Origin of the sequence: Bradyrhizobium sp. LTSP885, from assembly GCF_000938305.1 — a bacterium.
Taxonomy (GTDB): domain Bacteria; phylum Pseudomonadota; class Alphaproteobacteria; order Rhizobiales; family Xanthobacteraceae; genus Bradyrhizobium.
On the sequence record NZ_JYMT01000036.1, the window covers coordinates 221114 to 243315 of the forward strand.

23 protein-coding genes are annotated in these 22202 nt (G+C 64.8%); 3 read left to right on the forward strand and 20 right to left on the reverse strand.

Features of this window, described 5'->3' with window-relative positions; genetic code table 11:
- The 16 genes from UP09_RS38615 to UP09_RS23670 all read right to left on the reverse strand — a co-directional run.
- Positions 1–477 (reverse strand): ABC transporter ATP-binding protein (locus UP09_RS38615; RefSeq protein ID WP_044540677.1); only part of this gene is annotated, 477 nt, incomplete at its 3' end.
- Positions 478–493: 16 nt separating this feature from the next.
- Positions 494–1324 (reverse strand): carbohydrate ABC transporter permease, encoded by an 831-nt coding sequence (locus UP09_RS23600; RefSeq protein ID WP_044540678.1) that lies wholly within the window; start codon positions 1322–1324, stop codon positions 494–496.
- Positions 1325–1328: 4 nt separating this feature from the next.
- Entirely contained in the window at positions 1329–2201 is an 873-nt protein-coding gene (locus tag UP09_RS23605; protein ID WP_044540733.1) for a carbohydrate ABC transporter permease, read from the reverse strand.
- A 134-nt stretch (positions 2202–2335) separates the two neighbouring features.
- Positions 2336–3649 (reverse strand): ABC transporter substrate-binding protein, encoded by a 1314-nt coding sequence (locus UP09_RS23610; RefSeq protein WP_044540679.1) that lies wholly within the window; start codon positions 3647–3649, stop codon positions 2336–2338.
- A 172-nt stretch (positions 3650–3821) separates the two neighbouring features.
- Positions 3822–4775 (reverse strand): sugar-binding transcriptional regulator, encoded by a 954-nt coding sequence (locus UP09_RS23615; RefSeq protein WP_044540680.1) that lies wholly within the window; start codon positions 4773–4775, stop codon positions 3822–3824.
- Between the two features lie 9 nt (positions 4776–4784).
- Positions 4785–5450 (reverse strand): HAD family hydrolase, encoded by a 666-nt coding sequence (locus tag UP09_RS23620; RefSeq protein WP_044540681.1) that lies wholly within the window; start codon positions 5448–5450, stop codon positions 4785–4787.
- Between the two features lie 90 nt (positions 5451–5540).
- Positions 5541–7055: a glycerol-3-phosphate dehydrogenase gene (locus UP09_RS23625; protein ID WP_044540682.1), complete on the reverse strand. Its 1515-nt coding sequence runs from the start codon at positions 7053–7055 to the stop codon at positions 5541–5543.
- Positions 7052–7783 (reverse strand): class II aldolase/adducin family protein, encoded by a 732-nt coding sequence (locus UP09_RS23630; RefSeq protein WP_044540683.1) that lies wholly within the window; start codon positions 7781–7783, stop codon positions 7052–7054. Before UP09_RS23630 ends, UP09_RS23625 begins: the two co-directional genes overlap by 4 nt.
- Positions 7784–7801: 18 nt before the next feature.
- Positions 7802–8842 (reverse strand): 2-hydroxyacid dehydrogenase, encoded by a 1041-nt coding sequence (locus UP09_RS23635; RefSeq protein ID WP_044540734.1) that lies wholly within the window; start codon positions 8840–8842, stop codon positions 7802–7804.
- Positions 8835–10415 carry an FGGY-family carbohydrate kinase gene (locus UP09_RS23640; protein ID WP_044540685.1) on the reverse strand — a complete coding sequence of 527 codons (1581 nt, stop codon included), beginning with the start codon at positions 10413–10415 and terminating at the stop codon, positions 8835–8837. Before UP09_RS23640 ends, UP09_RS23635 begins: the two co-directional genes overlap by 8 nt.
- 2 nt (positions 10416–10417) lie before the next feature.
- Positions 10418–11533: an ABC transporter ATP-binding protein gene (locus UP09_RS23645; RefSeq protein WP_502689073.1), complete on the reverse strand. Its 1116-nt coding sequence runs from the start codon at positions 11531–11533 to the stop codon at positions 10418–10420.
- A gap of 13 nt (positions 11534–11546) precedes the next feature.
- The gene (locus UP09_RS23650) at positions 11547–12644 is read right to left on the reverse strand and encodes an ABC transporter ATP-binding protein (RefSeq protein WP_044540686.1); all 1098 of its coding nucleotides are present in this window, start codon (positions 12642–12644) and stop codon (positions 11547–11549) included.
- A 4-nt stretch (positions 12645–12648) separates the two neighbouring features.
- Complete coding sequence (locus UP09_RS23655; protein ID WP_044540687.1) at positions 12649–13506, reverse strand: carbohydrate ABC transporter permease; 858 nt, start codon at positions 13504–13506, stop codon at positions 12649–12651.
- 16 nt (positions 13507–13522) lie between these two features.
- Positions 13523–14452 (reverse strand): carbohydrate ABC transporter permease, encoded by a 930-nt coding sequence (locus tag UP09_RS23660; RefSeq protein WP_197082729.1) that lies wholly within the window; start codon positions 14450–14452, stop codon positions 13523–13525.
- A 118-nt stretch (positions 14453–14570) separates the two neighbouring features.
- On the reverse strand, positions 14571–16010 hold the full coding sequence (locus tag UP09_RS23665; protein WP_044540689.1) for an extracellular solute-binding protein: 1440 nt from the start codon (positions 16008–16010) through the stop codon (positions 14571–14573).
- A 26-nt stretch (positions 16011–16036) separates the two neighbouring features.
- Entirely contained in the window at positions 16037–17053 is a 1017-nt protein-coding gene (locus UP09_RS23670; RefSeq protein ID WP_044540690.1) for a sugar-binding transcriptional regulator, read from the reverse strand.
- Positions 17054–17200: 147 nt separating this feature from the next.
- Between UP09_RS23670 and UP09_RS23675 the strand changes: the two genes are divergently transcribed.
- The 3 genes from UP09_RS23675 to UP09_RS23685 are packed head-to-tail and all read left to right on the forward strand — an operon-like array spanning position 17201 to position 20387.
- Entirely contained in the window at positions 17201–18481 is a 1281-nt protein-coding gene (locus UP09_RS23675) for an FGGY-family carbohydrate kinase (RefSeq protein ID WP_044540691.1), read from the forward strand.
- Complete coding sequence (locus UP09_RS23680) at positions 18478–19347, forward strand: TIGR01459 family HAD-type hydrolase (protein WP_044540692.1); 870 nt, start codon at positions 18478–18480, stop codon at positions 19345–19347. The genes UP09_RS23675 and UP09_RS23680 overlap by 4 nt, the downstream gene beginning before the upstream one ends.
- Positions 19348–19358: 11 nt before the next feature.
- Entirely contained in the window at positions 19359–20387 is a 1029-nt protein-coding gene (locus UP09_RS23685) for a class II aldolase/adducin family protein (RefSeq protein ID WP_044540693.1), read from the forward strand.
- A gap of 8 nt (positions 20388–20395) precedes the next feature.
- On the opposite strand, the gene UP09_RS23690 is transcribed toward UP09_RS23685, so the two are convergent.
- From UP09_RS23690 to UP09_RS23705, 4 genes are all read right to left on the reverse strand, one after another.
- Positions 20396–20620: a hypothetical protein gene (locus UP09_RS23690; protein ID WP_044540694.1), complete on the reverse strand. Its 225-nt coding sequence runs from the start codon at positions 20618–20620 to the stop codon at positions 20396–20398.
- Positions 20621–20647: 27 nt separating this feature from the next.
- Entirely contained in the window at positions 20648–20926 is a 279-nt protein-coding gene (locus tag UP09_RS23695; protein ID WP_044540736.1) for a chaperone modulator CbpM, read from the reverse strand.
- A 2-nt stretch (positions 20927–20928) separates the two neighbouring features.
- The gene (locus UP09_RS23700) at positions 20929–21831 is read right to left on the reverse strand and encodes a DnaJ C-terminal domain-containing protein (RefSeq protein ID WP_044540695.1); all 903 of its coding nucleotides are present in this window, start codon (positions 21829–21831) and stop codon (positions 20929–20931) included.
- A gap of 117 nt (positions 21832–21948) precedes the next feature.
- The gene (locus UP09_RS23705; protein WP_044540737.1) at positions 21949–22131 is read right to left on the reverse strand and encodes a hypothetical protein; all 183 of its coding nucleotides are present in this window, start codon (positions 22129–22131) and stop codon (positions 21949–21951) included.
- Positions 22132–22202: the final 71 nt, after the last annotated feature.

The window sequence follows — 22202 nt, forward strand, 5'->3', positions numbered from 1 at the left end:
CTCGTCGAACAGGAACGCCTTCGGCTCGCGCACGATGGCGCGGCCAATCGCGACACGCTGCCGCTGGCCGCCGGACAATTCGCGCGGCTTGCGATCGAGATAGGGCGTCAGATTGAGCGTTGACGCGGCGCCCTCGACCTTGCGATTGATCTCGTCCTTCGGCAAGCCGGCCATCTTGAGGCCGAAAGCGATGTTGCCGCGCACGCTCATATGCGGATAGAGCGCGTAGGACTGGAACACCATCGACAGCCCGCGCTTGGCCGGCGGCACATTGACCACGTTGTGCCCGTCGATCAGGATGGCGCCGCCCGTGACGTCCTCCAGCCCCGCGATCAGCCGCAAGAGCGTGGTCTTGCCGCAGCCGGACGGTCCGACGAAGACGACAAAGGAGCCGTCGGCGATGTCGAGGTCGGCCCCCTTGATGATGTGGACCGGCCCGAACGATTTTTGCACACCCTGCAGCGTAATCTGACCCATGGCAAAAGCCTTTCTGCTACTTGACCGCGCCGAAGGTCAGACCGCGGACGAGTTGCCGCTGACTGAACCAGCCGAGCACGAGGATGGGCGCGATCGCGAGCGTCGACGCCGCGGACAGTTTGGCCCAGAACAACCCTTCCGGACTCGAATAGGATGCGATGAACACGGTGAGCGGCGCTGCATCGAGCGTCGATAGATTCAGCGTCCAGAATGCCTCGTTCCAGGCCAGGATCAAATTGAGCAGCATGGTCGAGGCGAGCCCCGGTATCGCCATCGGCGTCAGCACATAGATCAGCTCGCGTCCGATGGTGGCACCGTCCATTCGCGCGGCTTCAAGGATGTCCTTCGGGATCTCCTTGAAATAGGTGAACAGCATCCAGATCACGATCGGCAGATTGCCGAGGCACAGGATGAAGACCAGCCCGGCGCGGGTGTCGAGCAGACCAAAATTGCGGTAGATCAGGTAGATCGGCACCAGCACGCCGACCGGCGGCATCATCTTGGTCGACAGCATCCACAGCAGGATGTCCTTGGTCCGCTTGGTCGGCGAGAACGCCATCGACCACGCCGCCGGGACCGCGATGACCATCGCGATCAATGTGGATCCGCCGGCAATGATGATCGAGTTGAGCGCGTGGTGGAGATAGTCGCTGCGCTCCTGCACCGTGACGTAATTTTCGGTCGTCCAGTGAAAGAACAGGAACGACGGCGGGATCGAGAAGGCATCAAGTTCGGTCTTGAAGCTCGTCAGCACCATCCAGAGGATCGGGAAGAAGATCAGGAAGCCGACCAGCCAGGCCGCCGCCGTCGAGATCACCTTGTTCTGTGTCGTGACCATTCGTGCCATGACGTTACGCCTCCAGATTCCGGCCGACGATACGAACGAGGAAGAAGGCGACGATGTTGGCGATCACCACGGCAACAAGGCCGCCCGCCGAAGCGCTGCCGATATCGTACTGGATCAATGCCTGTGAGTAGATCAGGAAGGCGATGTTGGTGGTTTGCAGGCCGGGGCCGCCGCCGGTGGTGACGAAGATCTCCGCGAACACCGTCAGCAGGAAGATAGTCTCGATCAGGATCACGACCGTGATGGGGCGCGCCAGATGCGGCAGCGTGATGTAGATGAAGGTCGACATCGCCCTCGCCCCGTCCATCTCGGCGGCCTCCTTCTGCTCCTCATCGAGTGACTGCAGGGCGGTCAGCAGGATCAGGGTGGCGAACGGCAGCCATTGCCAGGAGACGATCAGGATGACCGCAAGCAGCGGCGCGTCGGTGAACCAGTCGATCGGGGTCGCGCCGAACAATTTGGCGATCCAGGCGAACAGCCCCGACACCGGATGCATCAGCAGGTTCTTCCACACCAGCGCGCTGACAGTCGGCATCACGAAGAACGGCGCGATCACCATCAGCCTGACAATGCCGAGCCCGACCACGTGTTGATTGAGCAAGAGGCCCAGCGGCACGCCGAGCAGGATCGTGATCGCGAGCACCGAGCCGACCAGCACCAGTGTGTTCTGCAGCGAGGCGAGGAACGCCGGATCGGTCAGGAAGTAGCGGAAGTTCTCGAGGCCGACGAACGCTTCGGAGCCGGGATCGAGCAGGTTGTAACGCAGCGTCGAGAAATAGATCGTGAGTGCGAGCGGCACGATCATCCAGATGAACAACAGCGCCACGGCAGGAGTGAGCAGTGTTCGCGCGAGCAGTTGGGTCTGCCGGGTCGCCATCTCCGCCTCCTTTTGGGAAAGTGCGACCATCCCGTTGCGGGACAGGATGGTCGCGAGTGGCCCAGCTCGGGAGGATTGAGCTGGTCAGAAGGCCAAGGCGCTAGTCCGCATTGCGTCTTGGCTTTTCGTTTGCGCTACTTGATGTAGCCCGCCCGCTTCATTTCCCGCTCGGTCGAGGTCTGCGCCGCCGCGAGTGCGGCGTCGACGGAGGTGTTGCCGGACAGTGCTGCCGCGAACTGCTGGCCCACCGAGGTGCCGATGCCCTGGAATTCAGGGATCGCCGCGTATTGCACGCCGACATAAGGCACCGGCTTCACGGTCGGGTGGCTCGGATCAGCCGCATCGATCGAGGCCAGCGTCATCTTGGCGAACGGTGCCACCTTCAGATAGTCGGGGTTCTTGTAGAGCGAGATGCGCGTTCCGGGAGGTGCGGAGGCCCAGCCTTCCTTGTCCGCGACGAGCTTGGAGTAATCCTTGCTGGTCGCCCAGGCGATGAACTTTTGGGCCGCGTCGACCTTCTTCGAGCCGGCGGGGACCGCGAGGCTCCACGCCCACAGCCAGTTGGCGTTCTTGCCGAGCCCGGTGTTGGGCGCCAGCGCGAAGCCGACCTTGTCGGCAACCTTGGAATCCTTCGGGTTGGTCACCATGGACGCCGCCACGGTGGCATCGATCCACATTGCGCACTTGCCGGCGCTAAACAAAGCGAGGTTCTCGTTGAAGCCATTCGAAGAGGCGCCGGGAGGGCCGGCCTGCTTCATCAGGTCGACATAGGTCTCAAGCGTCTTCTTCCATTCCGGCGAATTGAACTGCGGCTCCCACTTCTCGTCAAACCAGCGCGCGCCGAACGAATTCGACATCGCGGTCAGGAAGGCCATGTTCTCGCCCCAGCCGGCCTTGCCGCGCAGGCAGATGCCGTAGGTGCCGCCCGCCTTGTCGGTCAGCTTCTTGGCGGCATCGACCACGAAGTCCCAGGTCGGGCTGTCCGGCATCTTCAGGCCGGCCTTGTCGAACAAATCGGTGCGATACATCACCATCGAGCTCTCGCCATAGAACGGCGCGGCGTAGAGCTTGCCGTCGACCGAGACGGCGTCGCGGATCTTCGGCAGCAAGTCGCCAACGTCATAATCGGCACCGAGCTTGTCGAGCGGCACCAGCCAGTTCTTCTTGGCCCAGATCGGCACTTCATAGGTGCCGATGGTCAGCACGTCGAACTGACCGCCCTTGGTGGCGATGTCGGTGGTGACGCGCTGACGCAGCACGTTCTCCTCGAGCGTCACCCATTTCACGGTGATGTCGGGGTTCTTGGCGGTGAATTCGCTGGTGAGCCCCTGCATGCGGATCATGTCGCTGTTGTTGACGGTCGCGATCGTCAACGTGGTCTGGGCAAGCGAGGGAGCGGATATCAAAAGAGTAGCGGCGCCCGCAACGGCGCAAAGGACGTTTTTCAAGGTAACCTCCCATAGCCACGTTGAGCATATGCCCACGTGTTGAGCGTATGTTCACCCTGCCGCCGAATTTTGTCAAGCGCGCGAATGCACCGTGGCGCGCGATTGTTGACGTCGTCACAGCTTGAAGGGGAGTTATTGCAGGTGCGAAGGAAGCACGGCCCCCTCGGCGCGCTCAGCGATCGAGGATCGCCCTTGCGGTGGCCTCGTCGGTGATCAGGCCGTTGATGACCCGGCCTGCCAGCGCGGCCTTGATGGCCGGCACCTTGCCAGTGCCGACCGCTGCGGCAATCGTGGCGGATTGGGCGGGAATCTGCGGTGGAATGCTGGTCAGCCGCTTGTTGGTGCCGCCCTTGATCAGCTTTCCCTTGGCGTCATAGGCCCAGCCCGTCACCTCGCCGACCGCGCCGAGCCGCATCATCTCCAGCAGCTCTTCGCGGGTGACGAAGCCGTCGACATGGATCTGCGCCTTCTGATCCATCTGGCCGATGCCGATCAGCCTGAGATCGGCCCTGGCCGCGACCGCCTTCACCCGCGCGATCGGCTCGATGCGGACCATGCGATTGCGTTCGTCCTCGCTCGACATCAGGAACGGCAGCGGCATCGGATAATGCCGCGCGCCGGTGCGGTCGGCCAGCCGCCCTACGGTGTCGTAGAAGCTCGCCGAGCCGTCGGCGGAGATGTTGCCGACCAGCGAGACGATCTGGTGATCGGGCCGCTCGATCGGCGAGACGCGCTCGACCGCGGCGCGCACGGCGCGGCCGGTGCCGAGCGCGACAATGACGGGCGTTTCCGAACGCAGCGTCGTCTCCAGAACATTCGCGCAGCGCTCTGCGATCCCGGCAGTCGACAACGGCGCCGACGGATCGGTCGGCACCACGTCGCAATGCGCCAGGTCGAAACGATCCTTCAGCTTGGAGGCCAATTCCATGCAGGCCGCAATGGGATGCTCGAGACGAAAGGTGATCAGCCGCTCGGCGAGACAGAGCGACACCAGGCGCTGCGCCGAGGCGCGCGACACCTGCAGCATTTTCGCGATTTCATCCTGGGTGTGGCCGGCGATGAAATAGAGCCAGCCGGCGCGCGCCGCATCGTCGAGGCGGGACTTTTCGTTGTCGGACGTCGCCATGATCGTGCGTCAGCTTTCCGTCCAGAATTCCGTCATCGAAGCGAATATCCGACTCGCTCCGGCTTCCCGCAACAGACTATTGCCGTCGCGCGCGCGATAGTGGGCGCCACCGACAAATCCCCACACTTTCATACCCGCCGCCTTCGCCGCCATCGCGCCGCTGACGCTGTCCTCGATCACCAGCGTCCGGCGCGGCTCGCATCCCATCTCGCCTGCCGCATGCAGAAACAGATCCGGCGCCGGCTTGCCGCGCCTGACCATCTGGGAGGTGTAGAGCCGTTGCCCGAAATACGCCGCAAGGCCGGTCAACTCCAGCGAAAACCTGACGCGCTCGAGGTCGCTCGATGACGCGACGCAATGCGGCAACGACAACTCCGCCAGCACCGCTCCGACGCCTTGTATCGGCTTGAGCTGGGATCGGAAGGTTTCGCGGACCCGTCCGGCCAGATCGGTCAGGAAGTTTTCGGGTACGGACCGTCCGGCGGATCGGCAATATTCCATCACGGCCGCCGTGCTGCGGCCGAGGAACAGTTTGAGCGCCTGCTCCGTGCTCATCTCTACGCCGATTTGCCCGAGCGCGTCGGACAGGCAGCGGCAGCTCAACTCCTCGCTGTCGACGAGGACGCCGTCGCAGTCGAAGATGACGAGATCGGTCTCGGGCAGCCGGGAGTCCATCCCGCCATGAGATCATATGCTCAGACGATGAGCAATAGATCAGGCTATGTGACACATTGCTCCGGCACCCGCGAACGGCTTGCCGTTGCTCTAATGGCCCGCAATGTAACTTTCGAAGGCATCGCGCTGCGCCGACGTCAGATGCAGGCCGTGCTTGGTTCGGCGCTCCAGAATATCCGCTGATGTCGTCGCCCATTCGGTTTCCCGCAGATAGGCGACCTCGCGCTCGTAGAGCTGGCCGCCGAAATGGCGTCCAAGATCGGCACAGCTACGGGCCGGCCCGAGCAGCGCGCGCCCCCGGGTGCCGTAGAGCCGCGCATAATGCTGCACCAGCTCGCGCGGCAGATCGGGATAGTCGCGGGCCAGTTCGCCCGCGAATAAGTCGAAGTCACCGATGTCGCCGCCCGGCAGCGATTGTCCGGATGTCCATGCCGGCGACAGCTTCGGAAACCACGGTTCGAGGCGCTGCAGCGCGTGTTCGGCGAGCCGCCGATAGGTGGTGATCTTGCCGCCGAAGATCGACAGCAGCGGCGCAATATCGGTCGCGCCGTCGACCTCGAACACATAGTCCCGTGTTACCGCCGACGGATTCTCGGCATTGTCGTCATAGAGCGGCCGCAAGCCCGAGAAGGCGTGCACGATGTCGGATTGTTGCGGCGCGTTCTTGAAGTAACGCTGCAGCACCTGCAACAGGTAGGCGGTCTCGGATTGATCGATCGCGACCTGGTCGGCGCGTCCCTCGTAGGGAATGTCGGTGGTGCCGATCAGAGCGAGATCGTTCTCGTAGGGATTGACGAAGATGACGCGGCGATCATCGTTCTGCAGCAGATAGGCCTGCGGCCCGCTCCAGAATTTCGGGACCACCAAATGGCTGCCCTTGACCAGCCGCACATTGTGCCCGGAGTTCAGGCCGGCGACCCCCTGCACGACGTCCTGCACCCACGGCCCGGCTGCGTTGACCAGCGCACGCGCACGCACGACTTCAGTGGTGCCGTCCCCGCGCCGCATCTCCAGCCGCCACCGATCCCCCTCCCGGCGCGCGCCGACGGCGCGGGTGCGCGGCAGGATCACGGCGCCGTGGCCGGCGGCATCGATCAAATTGAGGATGACCAACCGCGCGTCATCCACCCAGCAGTCGGAGTATTCGAAGGCGCGGCGGAATTCGGGACGCAACGGCGCGCCCTCTGGTGCGCGCGACAGATCAAGGCTGCGGCTCGACGGCAGTCGCTTGCGGCCACCGAGATGGTCGTAGAGGAACAGGCCAGTGCGGACCAGCCAGGCCGGACGCTGCTCCGGCGAATGCGGCAGCACGAAACGCATCGGCCAGATGATGTGCGGCGCGGAGGCCAGCAGCACTTCCCGCTCGATCAGCGCCTCGCGCACCAGGCGAAACTCGTAATATTCGAGATAGCGCAGGCCGCCATGGATGAGCTTGCCCGAGCGCGACGAGGTGCCTTCGGCGAAATCATCCTTCTCGCAGAGCAGCACCTTCAGCCCGCGGCCCGCGGCGTCACGCGCGATGCCGGCGCCGTTGATGCCGCCGCCGATGACGGCGATATCGACCAGCCCGTGATCCCTGCCTGCGGCCGGCGCAGTGCCATTCATCGCTTGCTGCTACGCTTCTTCTCGGCGCGGCGTGGCGCCGCCTTCGCCGTTGCGCGCGCCTTCGGTCTCGGCTTCGGCGTCTGCAGGCCGTAGCTGGAGAACCCTTGCGCCGTCTCGGCGATCTCCTCGTCGGACAGGACAACCCGCGAGTCGAGCGCGAGCGAGAGATAATACTGCCGTGCGATGGTCTCGAGTTCGACCGCGAGCCACATCGCCTTGTCGAGATTGGCGCCGAGCGCAATCATGCCGTGATTGGCGAGCAGGCAACCGTTGCGGCCCTCGAGCGCTGATATCGCGTGCTCCGATAATTCCTTGGTGCCGTAGCGGGCATAGCCCGCGCAACGGATATCGGCGCCGCCGAACGCCGCGATCATGTAGTGGCAGGCGGGGATTGGTTTGCGCGCGATCGCGAGCACAGTCGCATAGGTGGAATGGGTATGGACGATGCCGCCGACGTCGGGCCGGGCGCGCATGATGTCGAGATGGAAGCGCCACTCGGTGGACGGCTGCAACGGGCCGTCCCAGTCGCCATAGGCGCCTTCGAGCGGCATCGACGCGATCATCTCGGGCTTCATCGCATCATAGGGCGTCGCCGACGGCGTGATCAGCATCCGGTCCTTGTAGCGGGCGGAGATATTCCCCGATGTGCCCTGATTGAGACCCGACGCGTTCATCCATCGGCACTTGGCGATGATTGCCTCGCGCAATTGTCGTTCGTCACGGGTCATGCAGACTGCCTTTCCTCTTCAGCACGGATGGAGTGGCGGTTCGCCCGCCAGGAAGCGGCGAACCTCTTCGGCCGCCTGCTCGGCGGCGACGGTGACGGTGCGCACGGAGGCGCCCGCGATGTGCGGCGTCAGGGTGACGTTGGGCAGTTGCAACAGCGGCCAGTCCGCCGGCACCGGCTCGACGGCGAATGTATCGAGCATGGCGCCGCCGAGATGTCCCGAGGCCAGCGCATCGTGAAGCGCCGCATAGTCCACCAGCGGACCGCGCGCGGTATTGATCAGGAGCGCACCCTGCTTGACCTGCGCCAGCGCATCCCGCCCGATGAATCCGGTGGTCTCGGGCGTGACCCGCGCGTGCAGCGTGACGACATCGGCGCGCGCGAGCAATTCGCCGAGCGCGACGTGCTCGACGCCGTCATTGCGATCCTGGGCGCTGATCTGGACATAGGGATCGGCGACCAGGATCCTGCAGCCGAATGCCTTGAGCAGCTTCACGACGCGGCTGCCGATGGCGCCGTAGCCGACGATGCCGACGGTCATCTCGCCAAGCTCGCGTCCGGTGCGGTCGGCACGATAGAGATCGCCGCGCCACTCGCCGGCGCGTAACGCCTCATGACCGCTGCGGATCAGGCGGGTTTCGGCCAGGATGGCACCGATGGTGAACTCCGCCACCGCGCTGGCGTTGCGGCCGGGCGTGTTGACGACCAGCACGTTGTGATCACGCGCGGCCTCCAGGTCGATATTGACGGGACCGCCGCGCGAGACCGCGATGAATTTCAGGTTCGGCAGGTGCTCCAGCATCGATCGCGAGATCGGCGCCAGATGGGTGACGAGCAAGCCGGCGTCGCCGATGAAAGAGATGATCTCGTCCGGCTGTCCCATGAATTCCTTCAGCCCGTCGAGCTTCGATCCGGCATAGCCGTGCTCCATCGGCTCGTCCGGCCAGGGCTGCTCCAGGGTGCGGATATCGACGCCATTGCCACAGGCGGAATTGATGCGTTCGGCGAACATCGACGGCAGCATGAAGCGGTCGCCGATGATGGCAATGGATCTAGACATGGTCATCTCCGGCACGCAGCGCGGCAAGTTGCTTCCAGACCGGCCGCGACGCCAGCCTCGCATCACGGTAGGTCGGGAACATCCTGGCGTAGCGCCTCGCCAGATCAGCGTCAGGCGGCTGCGGGGCGCTGAGATGCGGTGCGACCCAGCGCTCCGCGCACGCGGTCATGTCGGGATAGGCATCGATCGCAACAGCCGCGATCATCGCAACGCCCGCTGCGCCGGCCTCAGCGCGGCTGCAGACGCGGATATTGCAGTCCAGCGCGGCCCCGAGAATGGCGCCAAGCGCACGGCTGCGCGACGCACCGCCCGTGATCCTGACATCACGCGGCAGCGGGCCCATCGCGGCGTAGCAATCGCGCGCGGCAAAGGCGAGCCCCTCGATGACACCGCGCATCAGGTCTCCATAGCGATGGCGCGAGCGCAGGCCGAAGAATTGCGCGCTGGCCTCATGCGAGACGAACGGGCCGCGCTCCCCGGCATCCGAGATGAACGGATGGAACAGCACCTCACCAGGTTTTGCCTCCAGCACCTGATCGTCGAGCCGGCGGATCAGATCCGCGCGCGTGCGCGTCACACCTTCGGCCGCCAGCACATCGCGCGCCAGGTCCAGCATCCAGTCGATATTCAGCGTCGCCGCCATATTCGACTGCATCTGGGCATAGTGCCCCGGGACCGGGAACGGCATCGTATAGCCAGTCGCTTCGGGGTTCAGCGTCACCGCGTCCGCGCTCCTGACGAGACGCATATGCATGCCGGTCGAACCGAGGATGGTGCAGCCGACATCGGGCGCCGGATCGTAGAGACCCGCACCAAGCGCGTTACAGAGCACGTCCACATAGCCGAGACAGACCGGAACGCCCTCCGGCAGGCCCGTCTCGATCGCGGCCGCCGCGGTCAGCGGATGCGTCACCGCAGATCCGTCGACAACTGGTGGAAACAGCCGCATTAGGTCGGCGATGCCGATCAATCGCGCGGCTTCCGCGTCAAAATTCCGCTTGCGGAAATCGCCGCAGGTGAAGGTCGCTTCCGACGGATCGGTCGCGCGCTCGCCGGTGAGCAGGAAATAGAGCCAGTCCTTGCAATGAAAGGCGGTCGCAGCCCTTGCGATCGTGTCCGGCGCATGCGCCTGCAGCCACGCCAGTTGCGGCCCCCGCTGGCAGGCGCTGAGCCCCGAACCTGTGCGCCGATAGAGCGGCGCGTTGTGCTCGCTCGCACGGATCTCCTCGACCAGCGGGCCGGCGCGGGAGTCGAGCCAGAGCAGCCCGGGTCCAACCGGCCGGCCATCGTCATCGATCAACCAGGTACCGTCACCCTGCCCGGTCACCGCGATCGCCGCCACGCGTGAAGACAGTTCAGGTACGGCGCTCGCGAGTCCGTGAATCACCGCCACGGTATCGCGCCAGGTCCGCGCCATGTCCTGCTCGACATGGCCGCCGCCCAGGGTGTTGTAGGCATTCGGCAGCGAGACATCGGCGAGCTGCTCGCCGGCCAGCGTGAACGCCACCGCCTTGATCAGCGATGTGCCGGCATCGATACCGATGATGACGTCGCGGCTCACGGAAGCGACCATCGTCAGGACACCTCCGCGTGTCGAATGCAGGTCCCGTCCACCCCGAAGAGATGAAAATGACGCGGCTCCAGCGCGAACGGCACCATCTCGCCCGGCCGCGCCGCGACGCGGCCTTGCGTCACCGCAATCAGCATGCGGCCGCCGCAGTCGCCGGCGACATGCGACTGATCGCCGAGCCATTGGTTGGAAACGACCTTGACCGGGACATTCCCCGTGCCGACCGCGACTTTCTGCGGCCGGATGCCGATCCGTACTTTGGTCGTCTCGCCAAGCGTCCTCGCCGCCTCGCGGCTTAGCGCGGACGCGCCGATATCGAAGGTCATGCCTGAACCGATCGACAGGCGGAAGCCGCCATCCGACCTGATAACGTCCGCGTCGAGCAGGTTCATCGGTGGCTCGCCGATGAAGCTCGCGACGAACAGGTTTGCGGGCCGGTTCTTTAGCTCCTTTTCGCTGGCGAATTGTTGCAGCAGGCCGCCCTCCATCACCGCAATACGATCGGCCAGCGCGCTCGCCTCGGTCTGATCATGGGTGACGAAGATCGCCGTCATGCCGCGTTCGGCGAGCAGGCTCTTGATCCGCCCGCGCAGCACGGCGCGCAGCTGCGGCTCGAGCTGTCCCATCGGCTCGTCGAGCAGATAGAGATCGGCATCGCGCACCAGCGCCCGCGCCAGCGAGACGCGCTGCTGCTGGCCGCCGGAAATCGCGCGAGGATAGCTGTCGAGGATGTCGTCGATCTCAATCAGACGGGCGATCTCGTCGACGCGGCGCGAAGCATCAGCTCGCGACAATTGTGTGGATTTCAGCGCGAACGCGATGTTCTCGCGGACCGTCAGCGGCGGATAGAGCGAATAGCCTTCAAAGGCCATCGCCACCTTCCGCCGCGCCGGCGGCAATTCGTGGATCTGCCGCCCGTGCAGCGCGATCGATCCGGCCGAGACATCCTCGAAGCCTGCGATCATGCGCAAGGTCGAGGTCTTGCCGCAGCCCGACGAGCCCAACAGCGCCACGATCTCGCCCTTCTCGACCACCATGTCGAGCGCGCACACGGCCTGGACCGGCGGCTTGCCACGGCTGTGGTAGACTTTGTCGATGCCCCTGAGTTCGAGCATGTCCATGGCCATCCGCTCCCTATGCCGCCTGGCGGCGATGCGACAGGCCGATCCAAAGCCCGGTCGCGCGATCGAACAGCATCGCAGCGTCAGGCGCGAAGCGGACGAAGACGGCATCATCGGCAGCGCCCAGTGGCGCGTCGTGCGGCAGTGCCGCCAGCCACTCCGTTCCATCGGCGAGACGGAGCAGCAGCACTGCCTTCTCGTACATCGGTGTAACCGCGAGGATGCGCGCGGGGATGGCGTCGTCGCCAGGTGTGGACGAAATCACAAGATCGTCCGGCCGGACGCCAAGCCAGCACGGACCATCGGGCGCGACGCCGACGCCCGAACCGAGCCACGTCCTCGCACCTGCGACAACAACCGACAGCGCGCCGTGCTCGGCGACGGGTGTGACCTCGGCAAGATTGATGGTGGGGTCGCCGAACAGCCGCGCGACTGCAACGGAGGCCGGCTGCGCGTAGATGTCGTCCGGCGTCCCAATCTGCGCGAAACGGCCGTCGATCAGCACAGCAATCCGGTCGGCGATCGCCATCGCCTCGCGATAGTCCTGCGTCACATAGAGCACGGCAGCCGAGCCGCGCCGCAGCAGGCTCGGCAACTCCAGCCGCATCTCGTAACGCAGCTTGGCGTCGACGTTGCGCAGGGGATCGTCGAGCAGCAGCACGTCGGGATTGCCGATCAGCGCACGGGCGAGCGCGGTGCGTTGTTTCTGTCCGTTCGACAATTCGCGCGGCGTGTGGCCGAGCACGTGCTCGATCTTGAGCAGTTTGCTGATCGCGGCGACGCGGGCCGTGACTTCGCCGGCCTTGGCCCGCAGGCCGCTTGCGATGTTGTCGCGCGCGGTCATGTGCGGAAACAGCGCAAAGTTCTGGAACGCCATGCCGATGCCGCGCCGCTCGGGCGCAGCACCCACGATCGAGCGGCCACCGACCTGGATGTCGCCGTCGTCGGGCTCGAACATGCCGGCGATCATGCGCAGCAACACGGTCTTGCCGCTGCCGGACGGACCGAACACGGCGACGATCTCGCCGGACTCGACCGTCAGTGACAGGCCGTCAGCCGGTCGCGTTGCGCCGAATGCCTTGCTGACCGAATTGATATCGAGACGCGCCATCGGATCAGCCTTTCACCGCGCCGAGCGACAGGCCCTCGACCAGATAGCGCTGCGCGTAGAGCGCCAGCAGCAGCGTCGGCGTCACCGACAGCACGATCGCGGCGGCGATCTGGCCGTACTGGATGCCGGAGGCGGTGACGAAGGCGAGCGCGCCCACCGTCACCGGTTGCTTGTCAGCCGACGCCAGGATCAGGGCGAAGACGAAATTGTTCCAGCAGAAGATGAACGACAGCAACCCGGCTGCGGCGATGCCCGGTCCCGCCAGCGGCACCGCGATGCGGGTGAACGCCTCCCACCAGGAATGCCCGGCCAGCCGATAGGCGTGCTCGATGTCGGGACTGATGTCCTCGAAATAGCCGCGCACGATCCACAGGATCAGCGGCAGCGCGATCAGCTGGTAGACCCAGACGATGCCGAAGTAGGTATCGTTGAGACCGAGCTCCTGATAGTAGAGCGACAGCGGCAGCAGCACGAGCAGCGGCGGCGCGAAGCGGAACGACAGCAGCGTGAAGGCAATTGTCTCGCCGAGCCGAAACTTGAAGCGGGCGAAGGCATAGGCCGCCGGCACGCCGAGCAGCAACGCGAGCGCCACGGCTGCGCTCGACAGCACGACGCTGTTGAAGAGGTTGCGCATGAACGTAATCTGCAGATTGCCCGCCGCGGTGTGCAACTGGCCCGAGATCAGCGCCTTGTAGTTCGACAGCGTCGGCTCGAACAAGATGCGCGGCGGAATCCGCAATATCTGGTCGTTGTTCTGGAACGACATCATGAAGATCCAGACGATCGGAAACATGAAGAACAGCACGATGAGCGTGAGCGCCACGCCCCGGAAGATGAGGCCGGCAAGGCTGGAATGTTCCATCACAATCCTCCCGGCGTCACGCGTGGCCGTGCGCACGCGCGCGCAGGCGAAGCCAGTTCTTGATGAAGATGTTCGACAGGATGTTGGTGATGAGCCAGAGGACCATCAGCAGCGCCGCCGAGCGGCCGACATTGGTGTACTGGAAGAATTCGAGATAGGCCTGCACCTGGAACACCATCAGCCGGTCGCCGGGGCCGCCTTGCGTCATCGCGTAGATGATGTCGAATTGCTGGATCGAATCGAGCAGACGAAACAGCGACGCGGTGATGATGTAGGGCGTGAGCATCGGAAGCGTGATGCGGAAGAACACGAAGGTCGCCGGCACGCCGTCGAGGGCCGCCGCCTCGAATGGCTGGCGCGGCAGCGAGCGCAGCCCGGCGAGCAGCAGGATCATGATGAACGGCGTGTAGACCCAGATATCGACCAGCACGACCGTGAACAGCGCCGTCGACGGATCCGAGGCCCATTTGAAATCGGTGACGCCGAACAGGCTGACCAGATAGGACAGGATGCCGAAGCTCGGATTGGTCATCAGCTTCCACATCAGGGCCGCAATCGCCGGCGCGGTCATCAGCGGCAACAGCAGCATGATCGACACCGCGTTGTGGAATCGGGTCGGCCGGCGCAGCAACAGCGCGATCGCAAGGCCGAGCAGCAGTTCGAGCACGACCGTCAGCACGGTATAGGTGATCGAGATGCGGAGCGTGTTCCAGAACGCAGGATCCGAGAGGAAGTCGATATAATTGTCGAGGCCGATGAAGCCGCGCAGATACGGCAGGTTCAACCGGTAGCGCTGCAGCGAATAGATCGCCGCGGTCACGAACGGCACCAGGATCGCGACGCAGATCAATAGCGCCGGCAGGCTCAGGAGATAGGGCAGCCAGCGGACGCGCGGCTTTGGTCTTGCCGGCGCGGCCTGCGCGTTCGTCTGAAGAAGTTGGACCATGCTCATGACGATAAGGGATCGCTTGCGGGAGGCAAAGCCGCCGGCTCGGAATGGGGCCAGGGTCCGAGCCGGCGGGGTTGGCGTGGTGCGGAGGAATCGGCACCACGCGATGGATGGATCAGCCGAGACCAGCCTGTTTGAGCTGGCGGTTGATGCTGTCGGCGAGCTTGTCGAGCCCTTCGTCGACGGTGACCTCCTTCGCCACCATCTTCTGCAGCGAGGCGGCCCATTCGGTCGTCAGGTCGAAGAACAGCGGCTGCGCGGTGAAGTAGATTTTGGCACCGGGCGCCGAGACGTCATGCTGCTCGAGATAGCCGGGATACGACTTCGCGATGCGGTCGCGGAACTCGCTGTCCTTCCACACCGAGGCCCGCACCGGGTTGACGAAGTCCATCTTGCGGGCGCCGAACAGATCGTGCTCGGTCGACGCCGCCCACTGCATGAACAGCCACGCCGCGTCCTTCTGCTTGGAGAAGGTCGACATCGCGAGCGACCAGATCCAGACATTCGGGGTCGGCGCCTTGGCGGCCGGGTTGGCGGCAAACGGCGCGTAGCCGAGATGCCCCTGCTCCTTGTTGTCGCCGCCATTCATGAAGTAGCCGAGGATGTCGGCGTCGAAGATCATGCCGGAGGCGCCGGCGCCGACGTCGGTGCCGACCTGGTACCAGGTATAGGTCGACCAGTTCTTCGGGCCGGAGCCCTGGATCATCTTGACCCACTTCTCGTGGAAATCCTTCGACGCCTTGGTGTTCATCGCGGCCTTCAGCTTGCCGCCCTCCATCACAAAGTCCTTCTGGCCGAAGTTCGAATAGGCCGACAGGAAACCGGGATGGATGCTCGCCCAGGAGCGCGAGCCGCGCACGCCGATGCCGTAGGGACCGCCGGCGTCCTTGGTGATCTTGGCCGAGACCTCGAGCATCTCGTCGAGATTCCGCGGCGGCTTGACGCCGACCTTGTCGAAGATGTTGCGGTTGTAGGTGATGTTGTTGAGCTCATAGCCCCAAGGAATGCACCACTGCTTGGCCTTGCCGGAGCCGAGCTCGGAGCCGGCGACGCCGTCCCATGCCGTCGAGGCGCGCAGGCCCGGCAGCACGTCGTCCCAGGCGAAGGCCGGATTGGTCTTCGCCGGATCCTTGATGTAGGTGTTGAGGTCCTCGATCCAGCCGGCCGGACCGTAGGTCCAGGTCATGTAGGCGCCGGTCATGAAGGCGTCGTACTGATCCGACTTCGACGACAGCGCCGCGGTCACCTTGTCGAAATAGACGTCTTCCGGGAAAATATCGTAGGTGATGTTCATGCCGGTCAGGGCCTTGAATGCCTCGATATCGCCGATCATCGCATCGACATAGGGATGCTTGTTCAGCAGCAGCTTGATGGACTTGCCACTCTGCGCCTTCCAGTTGAAGTCCGCGGCCATCGCCTTCGACGTCGACGACGCGAAGGCGGCGTTCGCGGCGATGCCCGCAATGCCGAGCTTGGCGGCACCGTCGAGCAGGTCGCGGCGGCTGATGCGTTTGGCGGCGTAGGAGTCGAACAGATTCTTCTCGCGATCGAACATGTATTTCCTCTCCTTGTTGACGCTTGTTACGTTTCCTTCCGGGTCTTGCTTCTCGTCCTGCCGGATGTGGTCTCCGGCTTGTCGGTGGCGAGTGCTTTCGCGGTCACTTCGTCGGTGATGAAACCATGCAGCACGCCGCTGCGCAGCACGCCGCGCAGTGCCGTCACCTTGGCCGTGCCGCCGGCGATCGCGACGATGCGATGCTTCCTGAGATCGGGCACGCTCATCGAGGTCGCACGCGCCGAGAGATCGGTGTCCAGCACCGCTCCGTCGGCACTGAAGAAATGTCCGAGCAGGTCGGCGCAGGCACCGACGCGCTTCAGCTCGGTCACTTCATCGGGCTTGATCATGCCGCTCGACACCAGGAAGCCCTCGCGGCTGATCTGGCCGATGCCGACGAACAGCAGCGAGGCCTTGCGGGCCAGCGCGAACACCTCGGCAATACCGAATTGCTGCATCAGCACGGCGCGGTCGGCGACCGAATTGGCGAACACCGGCACCGGCAGCAGATAGGCCTCCGCGCCGGTGCGCTCCGCCAGCCGATGGATCACGTCGAACGGATTGGCGGCGAATTTCCGGGTCAGGCCGCCGAGCAGCGACACGAATTGCACATCGCGCGCCGGCGTCTGCGGCATCTGCTCGACGACAGCCGCAAGCGTGCGGCCGTGGCCGACGCCGATCACCTTGTCGTCGCCGCGCTCCAGGGTCTGTCGGAGGAAACTCGCGCCTTCCAGCGCCAGTGCCTTCAACGGCAACTCGCCTTCGCCCAGATCCGGCGCGACGCGGCAGAATGACAGGCCAAAGCGCCGCACGAGTTCGTTCTCCAGCGCGACGCATTCGGCAACCGGCCCCTCGACGAACACGCGGATCATGCCCTCGCGGCTGGCGCGCGCGATCAGCCGGTGTGCCTTGGTGCTCTGGATGTTGAGGCGATCGGCGACCTCCGACTGGGTCAACCCCGCCGCGAAATACAGCCACGCCGCGCGCGTCGCGAGCGACGCTTCGCCATCGATCACCGGCGGCCTGTCGGTCGGGGGAGCCATTCCTGGAAAAGTCCCACTTGCAAATTTCTTCACGGCCTGCAAAAAATTGCAGAGGCCGGGCGGGGCGTCAACCCCCTAAACGTGCTGCAGCGCAACCGAACGCTCCCGAAGCGGCGGAGTGCGGGCACCAGATCACGGTGGAGTCACATGGGAGGCTTGTTCCTCGGCATCGATGTCGGAACTGGAGGAGTCCGCGCCTGCACCATCGATGCGCAGGCCGGCATTCGCGGCTTCGCGTCGACCGCACTGCCCGCACCGCGCGTCGACGGCAATGCTATCGACCAGACGCCGGAGCTTTGGTGGCAGGCGACGGTCGACACGATTGGCAAGCTCGGCAAGACCGTCGATCTCGGCGAGATCACACGCATCGTCGTCGATGGCACATCGGGAACGCTGCTGCTGACCGATGCAGCCGGCCGCCCCTGCACGCCGGGGCTGATGTACAACGATGCCCGCGCGACGCATCAGGCCGCACGCGTCGCCGCGATCGCCCCGGCCGAAAGCGGCGCGCATGGCGCGAGCAGCGCGCTCGCCAAGCTGCTCTATCTGCTGGACCACGGCAGCAGCGGCGACATCAGCCACGCGGTTCACCAGGCGGATTGGATCGCCGGCCGGCTCGCGGGCCGTTACGGCATCAGTGACGAGAACAATGCGTTGAAGCTCGGCTACGACCCGGTCGCGCGCAGCTGGCCGGCCTGGCTCGACCAGCTCGGCGTTCGGCGCGATTTGCTTCCGCAGGTGCTGGTGCCGGGAACGCCCTTCGCCGAGATCGACCCGGCACTCGCGCGGACGCTCGGTCTGCCGCCATCCGCGCAAATCGCCGCAGGCACCACCGATGGCGTCGCCGCCTTCATCGCAACCCGCGCCGACCAGCCGGGAGATGCCGTCACCTCGCTTGGCACCACGCTGGTGGTGAAGCAGCTCGCGACGCAGCCGATCTTCGCGGCCGATCAGGGCGTCTATTCACATCGGCTCGGCGATCGCTGGTTGGCCGGCGGCGCCTCCAACTCCGGCGGCGCCGCGCTGTTGATGCATTTCACCGCCGACGAGATGGAGCGACTGACACCGCAGGTCGAGCCGGATCAGCCGACCGGGCTCGACTATTATCCACTGCCCAAGCCCGGCGAACGCTTCCCGATCGCCGATCCGGCGCTCGCCGCACGGATTACGCCGCGTCCGGCAGAAGATCACCGCTTCTTCCAGGGCCTGCTCGAGGGCATCGCCTCGGTCGAAGCGCTCGCCTACCGTCAATTGGCAGGGCTCGGCGCACCACGCTTGCGTCGCGTCATCGGGATCGGCGGCGGCGCGAAGAACGAGGCATGGACCAGGATCAGGCACCGCACTCTCGGCGTCCCTGTCACCGTCGCCGAACAGACCGAAGCAAGCTACGGCGCCGCGCTGCTTGCCCTGAATGGCGCTCCACCATGAAGGCCGCTGCCACCGCGATATCAGGCCTTCGCGCCATCGCCGACCGCTTCGATCATGTGCTGCTCGACCAATGGGGCACGCTGCACGAAGGCATGGCGGTGTTTCCCGCAGCCCATGACTGCGTGGCGCAACTGCACGCAGCCGGCAAGCGCATCCTGATCCTCTCCAACTCCGGCAAGCGCGCCGACAGCAATCAGCGCCGCCTCGCCGCGCTCGGCCTGTCGCCTGACATCTACGACGGTGTGCTGTCGTCGGGCGAAGTCACCTGGCGCGGCCTGCAGGCGCGCGAGCACGGCCCCTTCGCGGGCCTCGGCAGCGCCTGCTTCCTGATCTCGCGCGACAGCGACCGCTCGATCGTCGATGGATTAGACCTTGCGGTCGTTGCCGATGTCAGCGACGCCGATTTCGTCTTGCTGGCCGGGCTGGACGACAGCGCCGCCGATCCCGAGCAATGGCGCGACTGTTTGACAGAGGCCGCCGCGCGCAAGCTGCCGATGCTGTGCGCCAATCCCGATCTCGTCATGTTCGGCGTCACCGGACTGGTGCCCGCGCCGGGCGCGCTCGCGGCCTTCTATCGACAGCTCGGCGGCACCGTGATGTTCGTCGGCAAGCCACATGCGCCGATGTTTGCGGCCGCGCTCGAACGATTGGAGCGCCCGCGACCGGAACGGGTCCTTGTCATCGGCGACTCCCTCGATCACGATATCGCCGGCGGGCGCGCCGCAGGGATGTTGACCCTGCTGATCGGTTCGGGTGTCCACCGCGAGACCCTGGCGCAATCGGACGACGCGCGAAACGCGACCGGAGATGCAGCCGGCGCGGAGCCGCGGATGCCACACTGGACGATGCAACATCTGGCCTGGTGAGAAAAACGGCGATGCAACAGCCCCAGATCCTGAACGAACTTCGCCGCATGTCGGCGCGCGTCGGCCGGAACATCCTGCTGGTGCAAGGCGCCGGCGGCAATTCATCGGTCAAGGACGGCGACGTGCTGTGGGTGAAGGCGTCCGGCACCTGGCTAGCCGATGCCGAGGAGAAGAACATCTTCGTGCCGGTCGCGCTGGCTGCGGCGCGTGCGGCGCTGGCCGCGGGCGACGAACGGGCGCCGCTGGCGCCAGGAGCGCAGACGACGCTGCGCGCCTCGATCGAGACCGCGCTGCATGCGCTGATGCCGCACCCCGTCGTGCTGCACGTCCACTCGGTCAACACCATCGCATGGGCGGTGCGAACCGACGCCGGCGAGGAATTCGCCGCGAGATTACAGGGATTGTCGTGGTGCCGCCTCGGCTATCATCATCCGGGCCTGCCGCTGGCGCAGGCCGTGCACAAGGCGATCGCGCAAGGTAATTTCGACGTGCTGATCCTCGGCAATCACGGCCTCGTCGTCGGTGCTGCGACCTGTGCCGAGGCGGAAGCACTGGTCGCCGACGTGGAGAGGCGCCTGGCGTTGGCGCCGCGCAATGCTGCCATCGCGGATCAGGATGCGCTTCAGCGAACCTGCGCTGGTACTGACTATCGCTTACCCAACGATCCGCTCAGCCATAGCACTGCCACCGACCCGCACAGCTTCTCGATCGCAACACGGGGTTCGCTCTATCCGGATCACGTTGTCTTTCTCGGCCCCGCGATGCCGGTCTTGACTGAAAATGCAAATCTGGCGGCCGAAACCGCACGCATCACGGCCGGCGGCTTGCCGCCACCGGTCGCGTATCTGGTACCCGGCACAGGCGCCGTGATCCGCAACGGTGTCAGCGCCGGTGCCGAAGCCATGTTGAGCTGCCTTGCTTTGGTGACCGGCCGCATTCCGCTCGCCGCCGACATCATCTATCTGTCGCAAGTCAGCGAGCAGGCGCTGCTGAACTGGGATGCCGAGCATTACCGGCAGCAGCTCACCGCCAACCGCTGAGGTCGGCATCAACCACCAAGAAATGCCGGCGCCAGGTCTTCCTGCACGATGATCTGGGCTGCTTCCGACGTCAGCTCGCCACCAACCGGATCGAGACCTTTTGCTGCTTCAAACAGCAGTGCCCGGACGTCGTCCGGCGTGAGTACGCCCTTCGCAACAAGCTTGCGCACCAGGGCCTGCAGAATGAGAACATCGATTTCGCCATGTGCAAGCGGCATCGCCTTTTCGACCATGATCGTCTCCCGGATCGTTGAGCCTCGTTATTCGCCGGCGGGTCGCTTGATGTCATCGTGCAATTGCTCGAATGCGCGGCGCAGGCCATGAAGCTGATCGACGAGATGCAGGATAACGTCGACGCCCTCGTCGTTGACCCCGAAATCTCTTTTCAGGTCCCGGATCAGATGGGCCCGCGCCACGTCGGTGTCGGAAAAGGTCACTTCTTCAGAGGTCCGATCCGGAATGAGCCACTGCTGCTCGATCCAGACCTCCAGGGTGTGCACCTCGAGACCCGCATTTGAAAGGAATTGCTGCTTGGTCAAGATCATGATGCGCCATCCTCGCGCGGGTTGAATCCTTTTCCACCCCAGTTCGAAACGAACGCCTCGAGTTCGGGATCCGCCCCTTTGGGCAAGACCACCTTGAGCTTGACGAATTCGTCCCCATGGCCGCCGCCGTGACGGGGCGCACCCTTGCCTCTCAGCCGCATCGTCGTGCCGGTGTTCGATCCCTTCGGGACCGTCATGGTCACATCGCCGGTCGGCGTCGGAACGCGAATTTTTCCGCCGAGCACCGCTTCGGACAACGAGATCGGCAATTCGAGCGCGATGTCGTCACCCTCGCGGGTGAAGCGCGGATCGGGGCGGACCTCGACCTCGATCAGCGCGTCGCCGGCGCCGCCCTTGCCGGTGCCGGGTGCGCCCTTGCCGCGCAGACGGATCATCTGCCCGTCGACGAGGCCCGGCGGGATTGTCACATCGAGCGTGCCGCCGTCGGGCAATGTCAGACGCTTGCCTGCACCGGTGATCGATTCGGCAAAATCGATCGCCAGGCTGTAATGCAGATCGCGTCCACGCCGGTTCGCGCGCGCCTGCTCGCTCCGCCTCAGCAGCTCGGCGAATGCATCGTCCGAATCCATGTAGTCGGCGTAGCCGGAACTGTCGGCATAGGGATGGCCTTCATCCGACGTGGCAAAATCCCGATAGAAATGCTGCTGCGGTCGCTCGGCACCACTCGCATCGATCTCGCCGGCGTCGAAGCGCTTGCGCTTGTCGGCATCGCTGAGCAAATCATACGCGCCGGCGACTTCCTTGAACTTCTCTTCGGCCGCCTTGTCGCCGGGATTGAGATCCGGATGCAGCTTCTTCGCCAGCTTCCGGTAGGCTTTCTGGATCTCGGCTGACGACGTCGTCGGGTCAACGCCGAGAACCTCGTACGGATTTCTCACGATCTACCCCGCAAGACAATGAGTTCGCGCGAAATCATGAGGGCGCAAAACCAGACGATTTGCAAGACCGCTCACGGCTTTGCCCATCAACTGCCAGCACCCGCGTCGCGGGTCGCACTATGCCGTATGTCCGGGGTCCAGATTTTTCGGCATGTTCTTTTCCTGCTGCGGCGTCATTTTGGCGGTGTCCGGCTTGCCCGGCACGCCTCTCGGACCGAGCAAGGCTCGCTGCATGTCGTCTTCGCTCAAGCGCGGCTTTCCGTCGTCGAGTTGTCCGTCGCCGCCGTGACTTTGTGCCATCACTAACCTCCTGTGGATGATCTCCTGCGAACAGGCCGTTCGGAAAATGCCGCGCCCCGCCGGAAGCCGGC